Origin of the sequence: Opitutus sp. ER46 (assembly GCF_003054705.1) — a bacterium.
Taxonomy (GTDB): Bacteria; Verrucomicrobiota; Verrucomicrobiia; order Opitutales; family Opitutaceae; genus ER46.
The window spans coordinates 519,165-535,623 of record NZ_QAYX01000025.1; the positions used below are offsets into that span (position 1 = coordinate 519,165).

Annotated in this window: 14 protein-coding genes; 3 read left to right on the forward strand and 11 right to left on the reverse strand. The window is 67.6% G+C overall.

What is annotated here, in order from left to right; genetic code table 11:
* Nucleotides 1–185 precede the first annotated feature (185 nt).
* Both ispH and DB354_RS20435 read right to left on the reverse strand, forming a co-directional pair.
* Nucleotides 186–1,910, reverse strand: a complete 1,725-nt coding sequence (ispH, locus tag DB354_RS20430; protein WP_233256712.1) for a 4-hydroxy-3-methylbut-2-enyl diphosphate reductase — start codon at nucleotides 1,908–1,910, stop codon at nucleotides 186–188.
* Nucleotides 1,911–2,006: 96 nt separating this feature from the next.
* The gene (locus DB354_RS20435; protein WP_107837489.1) at nucleotides 2,007–2,258 is read right to left on the reverse strand and encodes a hypothetical protein; all 252 of its coding nucleotides are present in this window, start codon (nucleotides 2,256–2,258) and stop codon (nucleotides 2,007–2,009) included.
* 448 nt (nucleotides 2,259–2,706) lie between these two features.
* Between DB354_RS20435 and DB354_RS20440 the strand changes: the two genes are divergently transcribed.
* The gene (locus DB354_RS20440) at nucleotides 2,707–3,282 is read left to right on the forward strand and encodes a protein-L-isoaspartate(D-aspartate) O-methyltransferase (protein WP_199226901.1); all 576 of its coding nucleotides are present in this window, start codon (nucleotides 2,707–2,709) and stop codon (nucleotides 3,280–3,282) included.
* Between the two features lie 259 nt (nucleotides 3,283–3,541).
* On the opposite strand, the gene alaS is transcribed toward DB354_RS20440, so the two are convergent.
* Nucleotides 3,542–6,262 carry an alanine--tRNA ligase gene (gene alaS, locus DB354_RS20445; protein WP_107837491.1) on the reverse strand — a complete coding sequence of 907 codons (2,721 nt, stop codon included), beginning with the start codon at nucleotides 6,260–6,262 and terminating at the stop codon, nucleotides 3,542–3,544.
* 257 nt (nucleotides 6,263–6,519) lie between these two features.
* On the opposite strand from alaS, the gene DB354_RS20450 reads away from it, so the two are divergent.
* Complete coding sequence (locus tag DB354_RS20450; RefSeq protein WP_107837492.1) at nucleotides 6,520–6,828, forward strand: helix-turn-helix transcriptional regulator; 309 nt, start codon at nucleotides 6,520–6,522, stop codon at nucleotides 6,826–6,828.
* Nucleotides 6,829–7,034: 206 nt separating this feature from the next.
* Here the strand turns inward: DB354_RS20450 and DB354_RS20455 are convergent, their stop codons facing one another.
* From DB354_RS20455 to DB354_RS20490, 8 genes are all read right to left on the reverse strand, one after another.
* Entirely contained in the window at nucleotides 7,035–7,655 is a 621-nt protein-coding gene (locus tag DB354_RS20455; RefSeq protein WP_146180346.1) for a hypothetical protein, read from the reverse strand.
* A complete protein-coding gene (locus DB354_RS20460) occupies nucleotides 7,652–8,251 on the reverse strand; it encodes a sigma-70 family RNA polymerase sigma factor (protein ID WP_158277637.1) in 600 nt (199 codons plus the stop codon). The genes DB354_RS20455 and DB354_RS20460 overlap by 4 nt, the downstream gene beginning before the upstream one ends.
* A gap of 54 nt (nucleotides 8,252–8,305) precedes the next feature.
* Entirely contained in the window at nucleotides 8,306–9,841 is a 1,536-nt protein-coding gene (locus DB354_RS20465) for a hypothetical protein (protein ID WP_107837495.1), read from the reverse strand.
* A 56-nt stretch (nucleotides 9,842–9,897) separates the two neighbouring features.
* Entirely contained in the window at nucleotides 9,898–10,698 is an 801-nt protein-coding gene (locus DB354_RS20470) for an ABC transporter permease subunit (RefSeq protein WP_107837496.1), read from the reverse strand.
* Nucleotides 10,695–11,663 carry an ABC transporter ATP-binding protein gene (locus tag DB354_RS20475; protein WP_146180347.1) on the reverse strand — a complete coding sequence of 323 codons (969 nt, stop codon included), beginning with the start codon at nucleotides 11,661–11,663 and terminating at the stop codon, nucleotides 10,695–10,697. The genes DB354_RS20470 and DB354_RS20475 overlap by 4 nt, the downstream gene beginning before the upstream one ends.
* A 20-nt stretch (nucleotides 11,664–11,683) precedes the next feature.
* Nucleotides 11,684–12,682 carry a hypothetical protein gene (locus DB354_RS20480; protein WP_107837498.1) on the reverse strand — a complete coding sequence of 333 codons (999 nt, stop codon included), beginning with the start codon at nucleotides 12,680–12,682 and terminating at the stop codon, nucleotides 11,684–11,686.
* Nucleotides 12,666–13,649, reverse strand: a complete 984-nt coding sequence (locus tag DB354_RS20485; protein WP_158277638.1) for an ABC transporter ATP-binding protein — start codon at nucleotides 13,647–13,649, stop codon at nucleotides 12,666–12,668. The genes DB354_RS20480 and DB354_RS20485 overlap by 17 nt, the downstream gene beginning before the upstream one ends.
* Nucleotides 13,650–14,001: 352 nt before the next feature.
* Nucleotides 14,002–14,616, reverse strand: coding sequence for a peptidylprolyl isomerase (locus DB354_RS20490; RefSeq protein ID WP_107837500.1), 615 nt, complete (start codon nucleotides 14,614–14,616; stop codon nucleotides 14,002–14,004).
* Between the two features lie 182 nt (nucleotides 14,617–14,798).
* On the opposite strand from DB354_RS20490, the gene DB354_RS20495 reads away from it, so the two are divergent.
* A complete protein-coding gene (locus DB354_RS20495; protein ID WP_146180348.1) occupies nucleotides 14,799–16,352 on the forward strand; it encodes a hypothetical protein in 1,554 nt (517 codons plus the stop codon).
* The last annotated feature ends 107 nt before the right edge of the window (nucleotides 16,353–16,459 follow it).

A 16,459-nucleotide genomic window follows, 5' to 3' on the forward strand; every position in this document is an offset into this window, starting at 1 on the left:
GATCGACGGTGGAGCGGATCGATCGGACGGATCTGACAGATCAGACGGATCAGTCTGATCACGTGGATCGGCCGGCGGGAGCCGGCCGAGAACGAGAAGGGCCGTGGACCTGCAACCTGCCAACTCTCCAACCTGCAACCTTCCGACTTTCCAACCTGCGACCGGGGGGCGGCGGCAGCCGCGGGCTACGGCTGCTTCAGATTGGCTAAGACGGCGTCGACGGAGCGGAGGGACGCTGGCGGGAAGAACGCGTTGATGCGGGTGATGACCTGCTGGATGATGCCGTCGGGGCAGCTGGCGCCGCCGGTGATCAGGATGCGTTTCGGAGCGCCCGCGGGAGCGTCGGTGGGCCAGAGCGGGCGGCTTTCGCAGCGGCCGCTGCCCTTGCCGACGTACACGTAGTGCTTCACCTGTGCGAGGGACTCGATGCTCGACTCGGACTGGATGAAGAACGCCTTGTCGCCGAGGGACTGCTCGCAGAGGCGGTAGAGCTGGTAGGTATTGGAGGAGTTCTTGCCGCCGATCACGAAGGCGGCGTCGAGCGGTTCGGCGAGCGCGCGGCTGAGGGCGTCCTGATTGACCTGGGTCGCGTAGCAGAGCGTGTCGCGGCGGCTGGTGCCGCCGACGCGCGTCTCGTCGCTGAACTTCTCCCGGTACACGCTGCGGAGGTGCTCGATGATCTCGAGCGTCTCGTTCATCAGCAGCGTGGTCTGGTTGACCACCGCGACGCGCTCGAGGTGGCGCTCGACATCGAACCCCGGCGTGTGGCGGCCGGCGAAGAGCTTTTCGAAGCGGGCAGCGCGGTCGGGGGCGGTGCTCGCCACGATTTCGCCGAGCTGGCGGGCCTCGTCGAGGTTGCGCACGATGACGGCCGGGGCGTAGCGACGCGTGTTGGAGAACGTGGCCTTGGTTTCCTCGTGCTCGTGCTTGCCGTGGATGACGACGGTGAAGCCCTCGCGGCCGTAGGCGCGGGCCGCCTTCCAGACCTTCTCCACCAGCATGCAGGTGGCGTCGTAGTGGTACACGGAGATGCCCTTGCGGACGAGGCGGCGCTTGTCCTCATCGGTCGCGCCGAAGGCGGGGATGATGACGATGTCCTCCGGGGTGAGCGTATCCCACAGCAGGGGTTGTTCCGGTGCGGAGGCGGCGCCACCGGCGGTGGTGTACGGGAGGCCCTTTTCGGTCTGCAGGTAGCGGAGGCCGCGGCGCAGGAGGTCCTCGTTGACGAAGGGATTGTGGATCAGCTCGGAGAGCATGAACACGCGGCGGCCCGGATTCTCGGCGAGGGTCTCGTACGCGCGCTCGATGGCGTTCTTCACGCCGAGGCAGAAGCCGAAGTGGCTGGGGATGACGTATTGGACGGCGCCGAAATCGAGAGTGACGGGAGCGGCGGCGGAGCGCTCGTGCTGGCGGGCGAGCTCCTTGATGGCGGCGCAGAGGCGCGACTGGTAGAGCGCGTGGGCGGCGGCGTCCTGGGCGTAGATGGCGATGTTGCGCTCCTGGGCGGGGCGGAACTTGTAGATGAAATCGTTCTCGCCGAGGTGGAGGTACGGGATCTCGACGAGGTGAGGATCGAGGTCGCGGAGCACACCGGCGAGGGAAGGAGGCAACCACTCGGGGTGTTGTTCGAGCGACTCGATGGAGGTGAAAACGACCTCGGAGTCGGCGGCCTGCCCGTTCACCTGGGCAAAGAATACGCGGTAGCGGCGGCCACCGGCGTCGGTCTGGAAGTACTCGGCGGGGGCGGTGTGCTCCTTGAAAGACGACTCGAGCCGGGCAGTGGCCATGGCGAGGTCGGTCCCAGTGAACGCCAGGCCCATCTTGCCGCCGAGCTTCCGGACGGCGAGTTGGTTGCTGCCGTTGAACGCGAGCAGCGCGATGAGCGAGGGCGGAGCGTTGAGCGTGGACATGGAAGCGGGAAACGCTGCGCGAGCGGACACGGCGGGGCAAGTCGTCTGCCAAGCTGGCGGTGGAAACCGGCAGGCTGGCAGCCAAAATGGCTGCGGTCAGTTCTCGTCGTCGTCGTCGCTCTCGAAGGGGTCGCCGACGAACTCGGTGCCGAAGAAGTCCTCCTCCTCGAGGACCTTCATGACGCCGGCGATTACCTCGGTGCGGTCATCGGGCGACAAGTCCGGGTAGTCCATCGTGATGACCTCGGAGATGCCGGCGCGGGCCTGGGCGCGGTCGCTCACCTCGGCGAGGAAGTCGTCGGCTTGGTCAGCAATATCTTCGATGATGGGGCGCAGGTCGGCGTCCATGATGGCCGGAATTGTTGGCGGTCGGAGGGGTTTTGCAACCGCGGCAGCGGATTCCGAAGGTGGGGTGGCGACGGGAGAACGGGACGGATTGGGGTGGGTAACTACGAATGCACACGAATGAACACGAATGGGATGGAAGGACGGAGAATCGCGAGAGGGGGCGGAGCTACAGGTGAGGGAGTTGCAGGTGGCAGGTTTCGAAGCCACGGGGGAACGGGAACCACTGACGGGGGAGAACCGCGAACGGCGCGGAAGAGCGCGAAAACTTGGGGTGGGCGGCAGGCGAAGGCGGTGGAAGGTGGCAAAGTTACAGGTTCCAGGTGCGCACGTTGCGGGTTTGAACCTCGGACGGACGACCACAATGGGCGGGCCAGGGCCGCACGGACGTTGGTTTTGCGGGCGCAAAAAACAACGTTTGGGCGTAGGTTCCCGGGCCATGTTTGGCTGGATGCCCAGAGATGTCGTGGCCCGGGCGGCGCGCGCGGTGCGGCGCGAGGAGTTCCTGCCGGAAGCGCAGCGGGGGCATGCGCGGGAGGACCGGCCGCTGCCGATCGGACACGCGCAGACGGCGTCGCAGCCGACGCTGGTGGCGGAGATGACGCGTGAGCTCGAGCTGCGGCGGGAGAGTCGGGTGCTGGAGGTGGGGACGGGGTCGGGTTACCAGACGGCGATCCTGGCGGAGCTGGCGGCGGAGGTGTTCACGATCGAGCGAATCCCGGAGCTGGCGCTCGCGGCGCGCGTGCGGCTGCGCCGGCTGGGGTATGGAAATATCCACTACCGCGTGGGCGATGGCGCGGCGGGCTGGCCGGAGGCGGCGCCCTTCGAGGCGATCATCGTGACGGCGGCGCCGACGACGATCCCGCCGGCGCTTGTGACACAGCTGGCAGCGGGCGGCAGGATGGTGATTCCGGTGGGCGTGAATCCCGACGATCAGACGCTGGTGAAAGTGACGAAGGACTGCGACGGGCGGGTGACGGAGCGACCGCTGTTCGGCGTGCGGTTTGTGCCACTCGTGACGAAGTGAAAGTGAAAGTGAGAGTGAAAGTGGGGGCGGAGGGGGACGCGGTGTGGGGGGCGGTCTTACTCTTACTCTTTCTCTCGAAAGGGCGCGATCGGCGGAACTCGCGGGCCTCGTGCGGTGAGACGACGCGCCTGCGGCCGACGTGAGCGAACGAGGAACTCGTGCTGCTGCGCGGTAGGTGCGCGCAGCAGAAGACGGAGGCCGGCGACAGCCGGCCGAGAACGAGAACGAGAACGAGAACGAGAACCAGCGTCGGCCTCGGTTACTTCAGCACCTCTGCCAGCTTGGCGACGTCCTTGCCGCCGCCCATGGCGAAGTCGGGCTTGCCGCCGCCCTTGCCGCCGAGCTTTACGCAAAGCTCCTGGATGATCTTGCCGGCCTGGTGACCGGACTTGATCGCGGCGGGGGAGCAGAAGGCGGCGACGCTGGCCTTTTCGCCAAAGTCGGCGCCGAGCTTGACCACGCCCTCGCCGAGCTTGCCGAGCACCTGGGCGCCGAGGGAACGCAGGGCTTCGGGGTTCTCGACGCTGACGACGGCGGAGACGAACTTGAGGCCGTCCTTCTCGACGGCCTTGCCGGCGAGATCGTCCGCGAGACCGGCGGCGGCCTTCTGCTGGAACGCCTTCAGCTGCTTCTCGAGCTCCTTGGTGTGCGCGAGCACGGACTCGAGCTTCTGCATGACGTCCTGCGGGCCGGCGTTGAGGCGGGCGTTGACCGCGGCGAGGGCGGCTTCGCGCTGGGCGATGAAGTCGTAGGCGGCGGTGCCGGCGACGGCCTCGATGCGGCGGGTGCCGGCGGCGATGGCCATTTCGGCGACGATCTTGATGAGACCGATTTCGCCGGTGGTGGAAACGTGCGTGCCGCCGCAGAGCTCGCGGCTGTAGCCGCCCATGTCGACGACGCGGACGATGCGGCCGTATTTGTCACCGAAGAATGCGAGGGTGTCGGCCGGCTTCTTGTCGAACTCGGTCTCGTAGCACTGGACCTTGGCGTTATCGATGACCTTCTCATTTACCATCCGCTCGATCTGGTGGAGTTGATCGGGCGTGAGGGCCTCGAAATGGGAGAAGTCGAAGCGCATGCGCTCGGGCGTCTTGGACGTGCCGGCCTGGCGGACGTGGGTGCCGAGGGTCTTGCGCAGCGCCCAGTGAATGAGGTGGGCGGCCGAGTGGTGGCGGGAGATGGCGCGGCGGCGGGCGAGATCGATGCTGAGCCGGGCCTTGGCGCCGCGGAGGGTGGCGCCTGCGAGCTGGGCCTTGGCGGCGGCGTCGACCTTGTGCAGGTGGCGGCCGGCCTTGTCCTTCACGCAATCGACGATGGCGATGGTCTGGCCGGCGACGACGGCGGTGCCGGTGTCTCCCGCCTGGCCGCCCATTTCGGCGTAGAAAGGGGTGCGGTCGAACACGAGGAACGTGTCGTCGCCGCTCGGCACGACATCGGTGACGACGGCCTCGACGGCGTTGTCGGTGTCGATGAGATAGCCGGTGAAGACGGTGGCTTCGTAGGAGGCGGAGGCGTCGCCTTCGGTGGCGGCGACGATGACTTCCTTCTTCTGCGCGGCGCGGGCGCGCTCACGCTGCTTTTCCATGGCGGCCTCGAAGCCCTCGGTGTCGACCGTCAGCCCGCGCTCGGTGGCGAGGAGCTGTGTCATGTCCAGGGGGAAGCCGTAGGTGTCGTAGAGCTCGAATGCGGCGGCGCCGGTGATGGCGCCGGTGGCGGCAGCCTTGTTGAAGATGGCGAGCCCACGGTCGAGGGTGTGGCCGAAGCTGTCCTCCTCGCTGCGAATCACGCGGCGGACGATGTCCTGCTGCTGCTGGAGCTCGGGGAAGACACGGCCCAGTGACTCAACGACCGGAGCCACGAGCTGTTCGAAGAAACCGGTGCGGAGGCCGAGCTTCTTGCCGTAGAGAATGCCGCGGCGGAGGATGCGGCGGATGACGTAGTTGCGACCCTCGTTACCCGGCAGGATGCCGTCGGCGATGGCGCAGGAAACGCAGCGGGCGTGGTCGGCGAGGACGCGGAACGCGACGTCGATGTTCTCCTGTTCGGAGAGACCCTCGCGCTTGGTCGGGACCGTGCCCTGGTAGGTCTTGCCCGAGAGCTGGGCGACCTGGCGGAAGAGTGGCGCGAAGACGTCGGCGTTGTAGTTCGACGGATCCGCCGAGAAGTTTTTGAAGCCGCCGGTGGTGGCGTAGATGCCGGCGACGCGCTCGAAGCCCATGCCTGTGTCGACGTGCTTGGCGGCGAGGGGGGAGAAGGAGCCGTCGGCGTTGGCGTTGAACTGGATGAAGACGTGATTCCAGATCTCGATGCAACGCGGAGAGCCGGCGTTGACCAGCTTGCGGCCCGCCGCCTCGTCGTCGGAGGGCAGCAGGTTGAAATGGATCTCGGAGCACGGGCCGCAGGGGCCGGTGTCACCCATCATCCAGAAATTATCCTTCTTGTTGCCGTAGACGATGTGGACCTTGGGATCGAGGCCGGCGCGGGTGAAGATGCCGGCCCAGATGTCGTAAGCCTCCTGGTCGAAGTCGGACGGGTCTCCCTTGTCCTTGTTGGGCGAGTACACCGTGGCAAACAGCCGCTTGGCCGGGATGCCCCAAACCTTGGTGATCAGCTCCCAGCCCCACTCGAGGGATTCGCGTTTGAAGTAATCGCCGAAGGACCAGTTCCCCAGCATCTCAAACATCGTGTGGTGGTAGGTGTCGAAGCCGACGTCCTCCAGGTCGTTGTGCTTGCCGCCAGCGCGGATGCATTTCTGCGTGTCAGACGCGCGCGTGTCCTTGGCGGGCGCGAGCACGCGGTCACCCCAGCGCGACACGTCCGGGCTGCGTTCGCCCAGAAAGATGGGCACGAACTGGTTCATGCCTGCGTTGGTGAACAGCAGGCCGGGAGACTCCGGCAGCAACGGCGACGATTTCACGATCGTGTGGCCATGCTTCTGGAAGAAATCGAGGAACGACTGGCGGATCTCAGCGGAGGTCATGTCGCGGCAAAGAAAGCGAGAGCACAGAGGCGGCTCCGGGCCTTAGCAAGACGTGATTTGGCGGCGGGCCGGGGCCACCGGGACCCGGCTCTGGCGGTGACGCGTCCCAGAGAACCGGCAAATCCGCCGCCGGCCGCGAACCAAGGCGGGGGAGGGTGGTCTCAGCGGCAGCAAATCGACCCGGAGTACCTGGCGATTTGCGGAAGTGCATGTCACTTATCGGCTATTGTTCCCACTGCTAGGATAGCGCCCTTCCCGTGCCCAAAAAGTCCCCATCCAAAACCAACGAGACTGAGCTCAAGCGCCTCTTCGGAGCGACCATTCGCCGGTACCGCCAACGTCTGGACCTCTCACAGGAGGAACTGGCCTGGCGTGCCGACATGCATCGCACCTACTTGGCCGATGTTGAGCGCGGCGCTCGCAACCTGTCACTCTCCAGCATCTCGCGCATCGTAGGCGGTATCGGCGTTTCGCTGTCCGCCTTTTTCACGATGCTCGAGCACACCGAGGCCTCGCCGAACGAGGCAAGTGGTGCTGGCGCCAAGGCAAAGAAGCCGCGCCGCTGAAGCGAGCGTTCCGGGCACGGCGATACGCCGGCGGCGGAACGCGAAGGAAAAGGGCCGCCCGCCGCCATTGGGGCCGGGGCGCGAAGGGAGGAACGTCGAAACGTGATGGCTACGAAAGCCAAGCACTGAAGCCGGGGGATGGCCGCCCAAGGCGGCCTTGAGGCGCGGGAGTCGGCCAAGCGTCGCCGGGAGGGCTGCAGTGCAGCTCAGGCGTCGGGACGGGAGCCGTTGCGTGGCTGGGAGGCGGTCTCGGACGGCAGGAAGTTCAACGCGAGGAAGTGCACCGCCTTGCGGGCGTCGGCGTACACCGACTGGACCTCGGTCTGGAGCGGATCGGTGGCCAGGGCTGACTTCACGGGGCCAGCGAGTTCGGTGAGCGACTCGAGATTGAGCGCGCCGGAGGCGCTGCCGGTGCCGGCGGTGGCCGCGCCGCCGCCCGGTGACATAGCCGTAAACTCGTGGTCCATTGGCCCCGGACGATCGACGGTCTGGATGAAGGCGATGACGGCCACGAAACCCGCGGCGGCACCGGCCAGGAGGCCCGGGAGGTGACGCACCTTGCGGCGGGCGGGCGCGGGGACGGCCGAGGTGGTGACCGCCTGCATGATGCGGGTGTCGAGCCCGGCGGGGACGTCGGCCAGATGGGCGGACGCGTCGCGGCGCAGGGCCGCGGTAAAGGCATCGGCTCGGGCGAAATGGGCCTGGCAGGCGGCGCAGTGCTCGATGTGGCGGGCGGCGGTGCCGTGGCGCGGAGGCGCCTCGCTCGACACGGAGACCCAGGCACGAACGAGGCGGCAGGAAAGACGGGGGGATGGTGGGCGGTTCATGCTTCTCCTTTCATGAGCGTTCGGCGCGCTCGGAACACCAGTACCTTGACGTGAGTTTGGGTCAAACCGACGACGCGCGCGGTTTCCTCGGTCGACAGCTCTTCGCCGAAGCGGAGCCACATGATCTCGAATTCGCGGGCGGAGAGGACGGCGCGGGCGCGATCCCAGAGGTTGGCGGTGCGGTCGCTGACCTCGGCGGCGCGGGCGGGCGACAGGCCGCCGCCGGCGGTGTCCTCTGGAATTTCGCTCCATCGCTTGGTGTCCCGAAAGTGGTTGATGGCGGAGTGGCGGGCGATCGTGAGCAGCCAGTTGATGAGGGGGCGCTGCGGATCGAAACGGCCGAGGTTGTGGTAGGCCTTGATGAACGTTTGCTGCGTGAGGTCTTCGGCGTCCTGGCGGTGCCGCGTCATCTGGTGGAGAAAGTTGTAGACGCGGCGCTGGTGGGTACGGACGAGCTCGCCGAAGCTGCGCGAGTCACCGCCGGCGGCGGCGCGGATCAGGGCGGCTTCGGCCGCGAGGTCGGGTGTCGCGGGATCCGGCAGGCGCGCGGACGGCGCGAGCGCGGTGTCGGAGGAAGTGACGGGAGGCGTGGACAAGATAACGGAAACCGGCGCCGGGAGTGAACCGGCGCCGGGGTGGAAGGCCACGGATCAGGATTTCGGCTCGGTCGCCGGGGTGGCCGGGGCGGCGTCGGCAGAGGGTTCGGGCTTGGGCGCGGCGGGGTGGAGGACGCTGACGGCGTAGGAGGCCTTGCCGGTCGGGTCGTTCACGTAGGTGACCTTGAGCGTGTAGGTCCCGTCGACGCCGGGGAAGCTCAAGATCTGGTGGCTCTCATTGGGCCCGCCGCGGCGCATCAACTCGGAGCGGAACAGGAGCGGCGCGCCGCCCTCGGTGGCGACGATCTCGACGCGTTCGAAGCGGATGCGGCGGTCGCCGTGGCTGTTGCGGGCGAGGGTGATGCGGGTGCCGTTCTTGAGGGTGACCTTCTCGAGCGTGCGGGTCGCGGTGGTGGTCGCCAGCGGCGCGGGCTTGGCGTCGGGGGCGGTGTTGGCGGCAGTCGCGGGTTGGGCGGCGGCGGGGGAAGCCTCGGCCTTCCATTCGGCGACGAGCAGGCCGACGACGAGCGGGTTGCCGGACGGCTTGCGCGGCTCGGGGGCCGCAGACTTCTGCGAGAGGCTCTTGATCATCTCGAGCAGGCGGTCGCTCGAGTAGCTGAGGTCGAGGGTGACGAAGCGCGAGTCGCGTTCGACCTTCACCGAGTTGATGAACTCGGAGAGCTTGGCGTCGCTGGTCTCGGCGAGCGACAGCATGGCGGTCATGCCCTCGAGAATCTTCATGAGCTTGTCGGCCATGGCGTCGGAGGACGCGTAGAGCGTGGCGTGGGCAAAGGTGTTGGCGCCGCGTTCGCCGAGGGAGATCGCGCCCGAGTTCGCCATCTTGAGGATGCGGGCCTGCGGCTGGTTCTCCGGCAGGGCGATATCGGTTGGGACGAGGCTGGCGGCGACGATGCAGGCGTCACCCGAAGCCTTGAGCAGTTCCTTGAGCGGGGCGTCGGACGATTTGGCAATCGTGGGGATGGAGCCGCGGAACGCTTCGCGTGCCTTGAGCAGCTGGGCGCGGGACTTGGAGACGAGGACGACGTTCTCGGGCGGGAACGCGACGATCACGCCGAGAGGTTCGGCGGCGGGAACCTTGGGCGCAGCGGCAGGAGCGCCGTTGGCGGGAGTGCCGTTCGCGGGAGCGGCGGGCGCCTTCGGCGGCGGGGCCTTGAGGCTGTAGGCCGGGAAAGGCAGGTCGGTGATTTCGGCCGCAACGTCGGGCGAGGCGATGGTGGCCTGGAGCAGCAGGCTTTCGGCGATCTTGCGGAGGTCGGCCGAACCTTGGAGGACGAGGGTGCCGTCGAGGGCCTTCGGGTCCTGACTGAAGTTGGAGCCGTAGGCGGTGACGCTGCCGACGGTCGCCATGACCTTGGCGATATCGATGCCGATCTTGGCGTCCTTCTGGGCCTGTTCGGCGACGGTGACGAGTTCCTTGCCCAGCTTGCTGGCGCGAAGGGCGTTCAGGTCGGCGTAGATGGTCCAGCGGGCGTCGGCGGGAATGATGGCGGGGTTGACGGCAGCGACCCCGGGCAGGGCGGGCGCGGTGGCGAGCGCGGAAAGGAGCAGGAGTGAAGTGAACTTGTTCATGAGTGAGCGGTGTCTGCTCGGTGATACACAGGATTCCGGGGGCGGGTTACAAAAGCTCAGGATTCATTCGCGCGGCTGAGTTCGCGCAGGTGAAAGAGCGTGGCGGCGGCGGCGAGGGTCACGAGCGCAAATCCGAGGAGGGCGGCGGTCGTAAGCAGGGGGCTGGCGGCGCTCGCGATGTTGGCGGCTTCGGCGGTCGGGATGACCGGCTGGAGCATGGACTTCACCTGTTGCGTCATGGAGAGCCGGTTGATCTGCGTGGGGATGTGGCCGACGCCGATCTCGACGATGGCGCCGTAGATGACGCCGATGACAACGAAGCGCCCGACGATCGCGCCGCAGAGGAAGCCGAAGGCGGTGAAGGCGAAGACGACGAGCACCTGGGCGAGGAGCAGCAGCGGCAGGGCGGCGGTGAGGCCTTCGGCGTGGCGCCAGGTGCCGACGGCAAACAGGACGCCGAGCGCGAGCAGAAACTGGATCTGGGTACCCAGGACGTGGGCCACGTACTTGAAGCCGACGAAGGCCGGGCGCGGTACCGGGCGGGTGAGCACGTAGTCGACCGTCCCCGGCTTCATCTCGTCGCGGATAACGCCGCCGCCGGTGAGGAATGCCACGACGGGCACGAGGAACGTGAAGTACACCTGGACGAGCCAGCCGACGTAGTCGTGTGCGCCGCCGTTGGAGCCCAGCATCGCGTAGGCGATGAAGCCAACCAGCACCAGCGCGCCGACGAGGGCGAGGAGGTGCGTTGGGGTGAAGAACCGCGGAACGGTGAGCCGGCAGACGCCGAGAAAAGCGCGGCCCAACGACGGGACGGGCGCAGTCGCGGGGGGGGAGATGGAGACAGGGGCGCTCATGGGTGGGCGGCGGGTTCGATGGCTTTCTCGAGAAACGTGGTTGTGGCCTGGACCTCGTAGATGGCGACGCCGCTCTCGAGCAGCAGTTGGTGAAAGTCGCCGTAGAACTGCCGCGGGTCGCGCCAGCGGACGTGGAGGGTCTGCTTCTCGGCGACGATGTCGCAGCCGCGGACGAGCTCCTTGGCGAAGAGAAAGCGGGCGAGCTGGTCGGGATCGGCGCAGCGGAAGGTGGTCGATTCCGGCCAGCGGCCGCGGGCGTCGGCGGAGGCGGCCTCGTTGAGCGAGCGCGGGATGCGACCCCAGCGGAGCAGGAGGAAGTCGGCGCAGAGCGCCTCAAGGTCGTGGAGAATATGGCTGGAGATGAGGACGCTGGTGCCCTCGAGGGCGAGCTGGCGCAGGATGACGGCGACGTCCTCGCGGCCCATCGGGTCGAGCCCGTTCATGGGCTCATCGAGGATGACGAGGCCGGGATCATGGAGCAGGCACTGGGCGAGCTTCACGCGCTGCTTCATGCCCTTCGAATAGGCAGTGACGCGCTTGCGCCAGTGTTCCTCGCCGAGCTTCACGCGGGTGAGGGCGCGGCGCGCGCGGGCGTCGGCCTCGGCGGCGGAGAGGCCCGAGATCATGCCGAGCCCGGTGAGCCACTCGAGCGGGCGCAGGCCGGCGGGGACGTGTTCGCCTTCGGGGCAGTATGCGATGCGCGACTGCACGGCGGGGTTGTTCCACGGCGCGGCGCCGAAGACGCGGAGCGAGCCCGAGCTGGGGCGGATCTGGCCGAGGAGCAGGCGGAACAGCGTGGTCTTGCCGGCGCCATTGGGCCCGACGATGCCCGTCAGGCCGGGCTGGATACGGAAGCTGACGTTGTTCAGCCCGAGGACCATGCCGTAGAACCGGCTGAGGTTCTCGGCCTCAATGATCGCGGGGGCGGCGGGAGCGGGGGAGAGCACGGACGAAGGAGTGGTCACGGGGACGGTGGGGCAGGCGGTTACCGGTCGCCCTCGGGCTTGAGCCGGCGGAAGAAGACGAAGGAGGAGAGGACGACGAACACGCCGAGGCCGGCGAGCGCGCCCCCGACGTCCTCGGCGGCGGCCCTGCGGCCGGCGGCGCTGAGGTTGGCGGCAAAGTGGCGGTCAAGGAGCGGCAACTCGGCGCCGGCGCGGGTGAGCGCGGTGTCGATCCGCAGGACCTCCTGCCGGACCTGCTTGAGATCGTGGGTGAAGCTGGCGCGCTTGAGCCACGCGGGCGCTCCCGGCGGCGCAGCGAGGGCACTGGCGACGAACCAGAGCGCGATCCACACCCCCGTGGTCATGCGCGACGTCTTGCCGAGGGCGGAGACCCCGAGCGCGATGGCGGCGAGTGCGACAAGGCTGATGCCGTTGAAGAGCAGGGCGCGACCCAGCGGCTCGAGCGAGTACCAGATGAAGTCGGTGTTGGTCGCGAACAGCATGCTGACGAGCCACCCGAAGAGCAGGGGACCGGTCCAAACGAGGAGGATCATGCCCACGATCATCCCGAGTTTGCCGAGCAGGTAGTCGGTCGTGGTGAGCGGGCGGGCGAGGTAGATGACGAGCGCGTTGCTGGCGCGGTCGTGGGTGATGAGCCGCGGGATCATGCCGGTGAGGGCGAGCAGCGCCAGGAACAGGCCGACAAAGGAATGCACCCAGAAGATCAGGCCGAAGATGCCGCCGATGCAGATGTCGGGGTAGAGGGCAACGAAGCCGCTGAGCGCGGTGACGATGGCTTCGAAGCGTGGCCCGAGCCGGGTGGCGAGGCTCTCGAGCACGCCACCGCTGGAAATGGCCTGGCTGAACGTGAATCCGAGCACCGCAATCATGAGCCCGGAGCTCCAGGCGGCGCCGAGCAGGATCCGGTAGAAACGATTGCGCAGAAGCAGGTCGAGGCCGCTCCGGAGAATGCTCCAGCGGCGATAGCCCACGCCGCGCGGCGTCTCGCGCCAGCGACTGAGGTCAAGGGTTGCGTCCATGGTCGGCGGAGATGGCGGCGATGAAGAGTTCGTGGAGGGCGTCGGGATTGGCGACGATTTCGGCGGGCGGCAGGCCCTGCTGGCGCATGAGGTCGAGCAGCCACTCGATCGAGTCGGAGTCGGACTGGAGGCGGAGGCGGCCGTTGGAGAGGGCGGTCACCTGGTGGCCGGCGGCGGTGAGGGCGGTGATGAAGCGGTCGCGCTCGCTGGCGGGGGCGACCTCGACGATGCGCCGGTGGCGACTCTTGAGGGCGGCGATGGTGTCGTGTTCGAGGACGCGCCCGTGGCCGATGATGATGACGCGGTCGCAGACCCGCTCGATGTCGTGGAGCAGGTGGGAGGACATGATGACGCTGACGCCGAGCTCGCGCCACAGGGAGCCGATGAGCGTGAGGATGTGTTCGCGGCCGGACGGATCGAGGCCGTTGGTCGGCTCGTCGAGGAAGACGATGTCGGGGTCGTGGACCAGGGCCTGGGCGAGCTTGATGCGCTGCTTCATGCCCGTGGAGTAGGTGTCGACCGGGCGGTAGCGCTCCTGGCCCATGCCGACGAGGTCGAGAATCTCGTGCGTGCGCTGGCGGGCGACGCGGAAGGGCATGCCGGAGAGCTGGCCACAGTAGGTGACGTACTCGCAGCCGGCCATGCCGGGGATCTGGCAATCCTGCTCCGGGCTGTAGCCGACGCGCTCGCGGGAGGCGCGATTGCTGGCGCGGATATCGACGCCCAGGACCTTGGCGGTGCCGGACGTGGGCGTCTCCAGATTCAGGAGACACTTGATGAGCGTGCTCTTGCCGGCGCCATTGGGGCCGAGGAGGCCGATGTTGCCGGCGGGCACGGAGAGGTTGACGTCGGCGAGCGCGCGCTGGGCGCCGAAAAGCTTGGTGAGCCCCTGCACCTCGATGATGGGGCGTTGCGGATCGATACGGTGAGGCGGGGCGGTGCGCGGAGGGGAGGTAAGGGCGTTCAAGGTGGCGGCGGGTGGCGAGGTGCTGGGGTCATACACCAAGCGGGGCGGGGTGGTTACAAAATTGTATGGACGGCGAGGGCGGCCGACCGAGCGGGGCGGAGAGGAAGTCCGGGAAGTGGCCCGGGAACGGGGAGCGGCAAGCGTGCCAACGGCGAGAGGGCGGGCGGCGAGACCGAGGTGGGGAGGGCGGTGGGGGGCGGCGGCGGAACGAGAACGAGAACGATGGGAGGGCGGCTGCGATATCCGGGGACGGCCCTCAATCCCTCAATCCCTCAATCCCTCAATCCCTCAATCCCTCAATCCCTCAATCCCTTGCGAGTAAGAGAAAGAGGAAGAGCAAGAGAAAGACCGGTCAGCGAGGGGGCGGGGTCGGGGCGGATTCGACGCGGATCTTGCGGATGACGAGAGGGGTCTTGGGTTTGGTCATGCGACCGTCGACGCCGCGCTCGGTGGGCGTGTCCATCAGCGCGTCGACGACTTCCATGCCGCGGCTGACCTGGCCGAAGATGGTGTAGTCGGCGGGCAGCGGGTAATCCCGCTGCACGATGAAGAACTGGCAGGCGTTGGTGTTGGGGCCGGTGTTGGCCATTGCGACGGAGCCGCGTTTGTAGCCCGTGCGGTAGAGGGGAGACTTGCGATCGATCTCGTCGGCGAACGTGCCGCCCCAGGCGCTCTCGCCGCCGAAGCCGGTGCCGAGCGGATCGCCGCCCTGGATCATGAAGTCCTTCACGATGCGGTGGAACGTCAGCCCGTCGTAGAAGCCGCGTTCGGACAGCAGGCGGAAGTTCTCCACGGTCTTGGGCGCGACGGTGGGGAGCAGGTTGATGTGGATCGCGCCTTTGTCGGTTTCGATGACCGCGACGACCGAAGGCTCGGCCACGAGCTTGCCGCGCTTTTCGGATTTGGCGCACGCGGTGAACAGGAGGCTGAATCCGAGAACCACGGCGAGGAGAACACGGGAGTGCATGGGGAAAGGGCTAAAGGGCGAAAAGGCTTAAGGGCTGAAAGGGAAGATGCTGAAGGTCTGAAATCCCTCAATCCCGCTCTGAGGAGAAAGAGAAAGAGGATGAGTAAGAGAAAGAGAGGTGGAAACCGTTGAAATTGCCTTGAGTGGGGGAGGGGCGAACGGAGAGCTTGGGGGGCTTGAGTATGTTCTCTCGCCGGATGGTTTTGCGCGGGGCGGGTGTGGCGCTCGCCGTGCTGTTTCTCGGCATGGTGAGCCGCTTCTGGCACCCGTATTATGGATTCACGCGGTTCATTCAGATGGATGAAAGCGATGAGCGCGTCGCGGTGTCGGCGGTGAAATCGGGGGCCGTTTTCGTCTATGCGGGAAGCAATGGCTACGATGGAGCGACATACGCGCAGATCGCGGTTGATCCTTCGCTGCGCGATCGGGAATTGCCCCAGGCGATCCAGAATCTGCCGTATCGAGCGCGGCGGATTCTCACGAGTTTTGTGGCGTGGACCGTGGCGGGAGGACGTCCGGCGGCGATCGCGCCCACCTATGCCGCGCTGAACATCGCGGTGTGGCTGGCGCTCGCGCTGGTGGGCTGGCGGCTGTTGCGCGTGGACGATGCGCGCAGCTTCGCGGTATGGGCGGGTTTTCTTTGCTCGGCGGGAGTGTTGCACTCGGTGCGACTGGCGCTGACGGATGCGTTTGCGACCCTGCTCTTCGCCTGGGCTTTGACGGCGGCGGAGCGCGGACGTTGGCGCTGGGGCGCGGCGGTGCTCGGCGTGGCGGGGCTGGCGCGGGAGAGCATTCTCGCGACCGCGCTCGCGTTTGTGCCGCCCGCGGCGGTGCGGGCGCGACGGTGGCGCGAGTTGCTGTTCGCCGGGGTGGTCGTTTGCGCGCCGCTCTCCGTGTGGCTCGTGTACGTGACCCTCACGGTGGGCAATGCCGGCGAAGGCTGGGGCAACTTTTCGGCGCCGCTGGTCGGCCTGTTTGGGAAACTCAAAGAGGTGGTGACCGGGCTCGATCCGCGGGAGCCCTGGTGGCTGCTGCGGTTCGGCACCGCGATCTCGTTCGTCGCGCTCCTGAGCCAGGCGGCGTATGTCTTGCGGCATCGCGATCTGGAGGATCGCTGGTGGCGAAGCGCGTTGGGCGGCCTGGCGATGATGGCGTGCTTTGGCACCGCGGTGTGGGAGGGAAATCCGGGCGCGGCGACGCGCGTGTTGCTGCCGCTGTCGCTGGCGGTGGCGGTCCTGATCGTACGGCGGCGCAGCGGCTGGCATTGGGTGGTGCTCACAAACCTCACGGTGCTGAGCGGCGTGCTGGCATTCGTCCATGTCCCTCGGCACGCGAACGAATTTACGGCGGGCCGCGCGGGCGGCCTCGGCTACGTGGCGGAGCTGCGCTCCGGCTGGTACGGCCGCGAGGAGGCGGGGCGGCATTTCTGGACGTGGACCGCGGGCGGCGGGGAGATCGCGATGCGGACGACGGCGGGCGCGCCGACGGCGGCGACGCTGACGCTGCGACTGCGCGCGTTGAGTCCGCGGCGGGTTACGCTGCGGGTGAACGGCCTGGAACGCTGGGCCGGGGAGGTGGGAACCGAGGCGATCCCGGTGACGGTGCCGGTGCAGGCGACACGCACGCTGCGGTTGGAGCTGGCGTCGGAGGCCGCGCCTGTGACGGAAGGGGCGCGAGCCGATGCGCGCCTGCTCGGGTTTGCGGTGTACGATCTCGGCCTCGCGGCGGCGCGGTAAATTTCCGGCGCGGACGTGGCGCTGTCCGGGACGGTTTTCGTCGGGGATTCGGCACGCGCTTTCGACCCAAAGAAAACGGCCGCCGGAGAGCATCCGGCGGCCGTGAG

Coding starts and splice junctions, on each gene's coding strand:
- ispH (WP_233256712.1), bottom strand. CDS start 1,910: ATGTCCACGCTCAACGCTCCGCCCTCGCTCATCGCGCTGCTCGCGTTC.
- DB354_RS20435 (WP_107837489.1), bottom strand. CDS start 2,258: ATGGACGCCGACCTGCGCCCCATCATCGAAGATATTGCTGACCAAGCC.
- DB354_RS20440 (WP_199226901.1), top strand. CDS start 2,707: ATGCCCAGAGATGTCGTGGCCCGGGCGGCGCGCGCGGTGCGGCGCGAG.
- alaS (WP_107837491.1), bottom strand. CDS start 6,262: ATGACCTCCGCTGAGATCCGCCAGTCGTTCCTCGATTTCTTCCAGAAG.
- DB354_RS20455 (WP_146180346.1), bottom strand. CDS start 7,655: ATGAACCGCCCACCATCCCCCCGTCTTTCCTGCCGCCTCGTTCGTGCC.
- DB354_RS20465 (WP_107837495.1), bottom strand. CDS start 9,841: ATGAACAAGTTCACTTCACTCCTGCTCCTTTCCGCGCTCGCCACCGCG.
- DB354_RS20470 (WP_107837496.1), bottom strand. CDS start 10,698: ATGAGCGCCCCTGTCTCCATCTCCCCCCCCGCGACTGCGCCCGTCCCG.
- DB354_RS20480 (WP_107837498.1), bottom strand. CDS start 12,682: ATGGACGCAACCCTTGACCTCAGTCGCTGGCGCGAGACGCCGCGCGGC.
- DB354_RS20490 (WP_107837500.1), bottom strand. CDS start 14,616: ATGCACTCCCGTGTTCTCCTCGCCGTGGTTCTCGGATTCAGCCTCCTG.
- DB354_RS20495 (WP_146180348.1), top strand. CDS start 14,799: ATGTTCTCTCGCCGGATGGTTTTGCGCGGGGCGGGTGTGGCGCTCGCC.